We start from the raw sequence: 2,884 nt of genomic DNA, 5'->3' as shown, positions 1-2,884 counted from the left end.
AGCACCGGGTTGCGGGTCGGCCCGCCATCGACATGCAGCGCCCGCACCTGGCCGACGCTGCGATCGATCGCCTCGACCACATCGGCGATCTGGTGCGGGATCGACTCCAGCACCGCGCGGGCGATGGCCGGCCGGCCGGTGCCGAGGGTGAAGCCGGCCAGCAGGCCCACCGCGTTGAGATCCCACCACGGCGCGCCCAGCCCGTTGAAGCCGGGCACCAGGTAGACGCCGTCGCTCGCGGCATCCGCCGCGAGATCGGCCAGCTCCTGGGTCGACAGGCCCAGCAGCTCCGCCGCCCAGCGCAAGGTCGACCCGGCCGAGCGGATGTTGCCTTCCGCCGCCAGCGCCGGACGGCCGTCGACCGACCAGGCGATGGTCAGGCACAGGCCGGGGTCCAGCGCCTCGGCCCGGTCGATCAGCCCCATGACGGAGGAGCCGGTGCCCATCGTCGCCTTGATCTGGCCCGGGGCGAAGGCGCCATGGGCGAACAGCGCCGCATGGGAATCGCCGAGCACCGCGGACACCGGCACGCCGTCCGGCAGCGGGTCGAGGCCGCGCACGTCCGGGAAAGGCCCGGTCGAGGACACCACCCGCGGCAGTGCCGCCTCCGGCACGCCGAAGAGATCCATCAGGTCGGCATCCCAGGCGGCGCGGCGGACATCCAGCATCTGGGTGCGCGAGGCGTTGCCGGCCTCCGTCACCGCCTCGCCGCCGAAGCGGCTGAGCAGCCAGGCATCGACCGTGCCGAGGCAGATCTCGCCGGCCTTCGCCCGGACCCGGTCCGGATCGAGCGTATCGAGCAGCCACTTCGCCTTGGCGGCCGAGAACATCGGGTCGAGCGGCAGGCCGCTGCGCTCGCGCGCCAGCCGTTCGGCGTCGGGCGAGCGCAGCGCCTCGCACAGCGCGCCGGTGCGCTGGTCCTGCCAGCTGATCAGCGGCGACAGCGCTTCGCCGGTGCGCCGATCCCACATCAGCAGGGATTCGCGCTGGGTGCTGAAGCCGACCGCCGCGACCGATGTCGGGTCCCGGCCCTGCAGGCAGGCGGCGACGGCGGCGCGCACGCTGTCCCAGATCGCCGCCGGGTCCTGCTCGACCCAGCCCGGCTTCGGATGCGTCTCGCCCAGCGGCGCGGCCCCCCGCGCCACCACCGCGCCCGCGGCATCGACCAGCAGCGCCTTGGTGGAGCTGGTGCCCTGGTCGATGGCGAGGACGAAGCCCATGGTCAGGCCACCAGCTCGCGGGCGGCGGCGGCGATGCCGGCCGCGTTCAGCCCGAAATGGTCGAGCAGGAAGGCGGCGCTGCCGGTCGGGGCGAAGCCGGTGACGCCGAGGATGCGCATCGGCACCGGCCATGACTGCGACACGACCTCGGCCACCGCCCCGCCCAGCCCGCCCTGCACCACCGCCTCCTCGACGGTGACGATGCGGCCGGTCTCGGCCGCGGCGCGCAGCAGCGGCTCGGGGTCGAGCGGCTTGAGGGTCGCGACGTTCAGCACGCGGGCTTGAACCCCTTCCCCGGCCAGAAGCTCCGCCGCCTCCAGCGCCCGCGACACCATGGTCCCGGTCGCCACCAGCGTGACGTCGCCGCCGTCGCGCAGAAGCTGCGTCGCGCCGCCGTCGAACGCCGCGCCCGTCGGCGTCACCTCCGGCACCGGGAAGCGGCCGATGCGCAGGAAGACGGGGCGGCCGGCATCGGCGGCCCAGCGCACCGCCGCGCGGGTCTGGGCCGGATCGGCCGGCACCATCACCGTCAGCTCGGCGATCGCCCGGGTCCAGGCCAGGTCCTCGATCGAGTGATGGGTCGGCCCCAGCTCGCCATAGGCCATGCCCGGACTCATGCCGCACAGCACCATCGGATACTGGCTGTAGGCGGCGTCGGCCTTGATCTGCTCCAGCGCCCGGCCGGTCAGGAAGGGCGAGGCGGCGCAGACGAAGGGGACGAAGCCGCCATTGGCGAGGCCAGCGGCGACCCCGACCATGGCCTGCTCGGCGATGCCGACATTGACCAGCCGGTCGGGGAACTCGGCCGCGAAGCCGGTCAGGTTGCTGGAGCCGACGGAGTCGTTGCACACGGCGACGATGCGCCGGTCGGTCCGCGCCAGTTCGGTCAAGGTCTCGGCGAAGGCCTTGCGGCAGTCGAAGGTGCCGGGCTTGGCGACGACATCGGCGCTCATCGGGCCACCTCGGCGAGCGCCTGCTCGATCTGCGCCGGCGACGGCACCTTGTGGTGCCATTCCACCCGGTCTTCCATGAAGGACACGCCCTTCCCCTTGATCGTGCGGGCGATGACGCAGCGCGGCTTGCCGGCCGGTGCTGTGGTGAAGGCGGCCCACAGCGCGGCGTGGTCGTGGCCGTCCAGCTCGATCGCCTCCCAGCCGAAGGCGCGCCATTTGTCGGCCAGCGGCTCCAGCCGGTTGGTGTCCTCGGTGCGGGCGCCCTGTTGCAGCCGGTTGCGGTCGACGATGGCGGTCAGGTTGTCCAGCCCGCGATGGCCGGCGGACATCGCCGCCTCCCAGTTGCTGCCCTCCTGCAGCTCGCCATCGCCGAGCACGACGAAGGTCCGCCAGGGGCTATCGCTCAGCCGGGCCGCGATGGCGCTGCCGACGCCGATCGGCAGGCCGTGGCCGAGCGGGCCGGTGTTCGCCTCCACCCCCGGCACCTTGCGCCGGTTCGGGTGGCCGTTCAGCACCGACAGCGGCTTCATGAAGCTGCCGAGCAGATCGGCCGGGATGAAGCCGCGCAGCGCCAGCGTGCTGTACAGCGCCGCGGCGCAATGGCCCTTGCTGAGGATGAAGCGGTCGCGGTCGGGCCGCGTGGGGTTGGCGGGGTCGAGGTCGAGCACGCCGAAGAACAGCGTCGCCAGGATGTCGGTCACCGACAGGTCG

The 2,884-nt window shown here is 73.3% G+C and carries 3 protein-coding genes; all 3 read right to left on the bottom strand.

Features of this window, described 5'->3' with window-relative positions:
* A partial coding sequence (locus P409_RS30900) for an FGGY family carbohydrate kinase (RefSeq protein ID WP_034847490.1) occupies positions 1-1,220 on the bottom strand: 1,220 nt, incomplete at its 3' end.
* A 2-nt stretch (positions 1,221-1,222) separates the two neighbouring features.
* Positions 1,223-2,173 (bottom strand): transketolase family protein, encoded by a 951-nt coding sequence (locus tag P409_RS30895; RefSeq protein ID WP_034847487.1) that lies wholly within the window; start codon positions 2,171-2,173, stop codon positions 1,223-1,225.
* Positions 2,170-2,884 (bottom strand): transketolase (locus P409_RS30890; protein ID WP_034847485.1); only part of this gene is annotated, 715 nt, incomplete at its 5' end. The genes P409_RS30895 and P409_RS30890, both read right to left, overlap by 4 nt.

Source organism: Inquilinus limosus MP06, from assembly GCF_000767795.1.
Lineage (GTDB): Bacteria > Pseudomonadota > Alphaproteobacteria > DSM-16000 > Inquilinaceae > Inquilinus > Inquilinus limosus_E.
The sequence above is the reverse complement of the archived record's forward strand: the minus strand, read 5'-3'. Positions and strand labels throughout refer to the sequence as shown.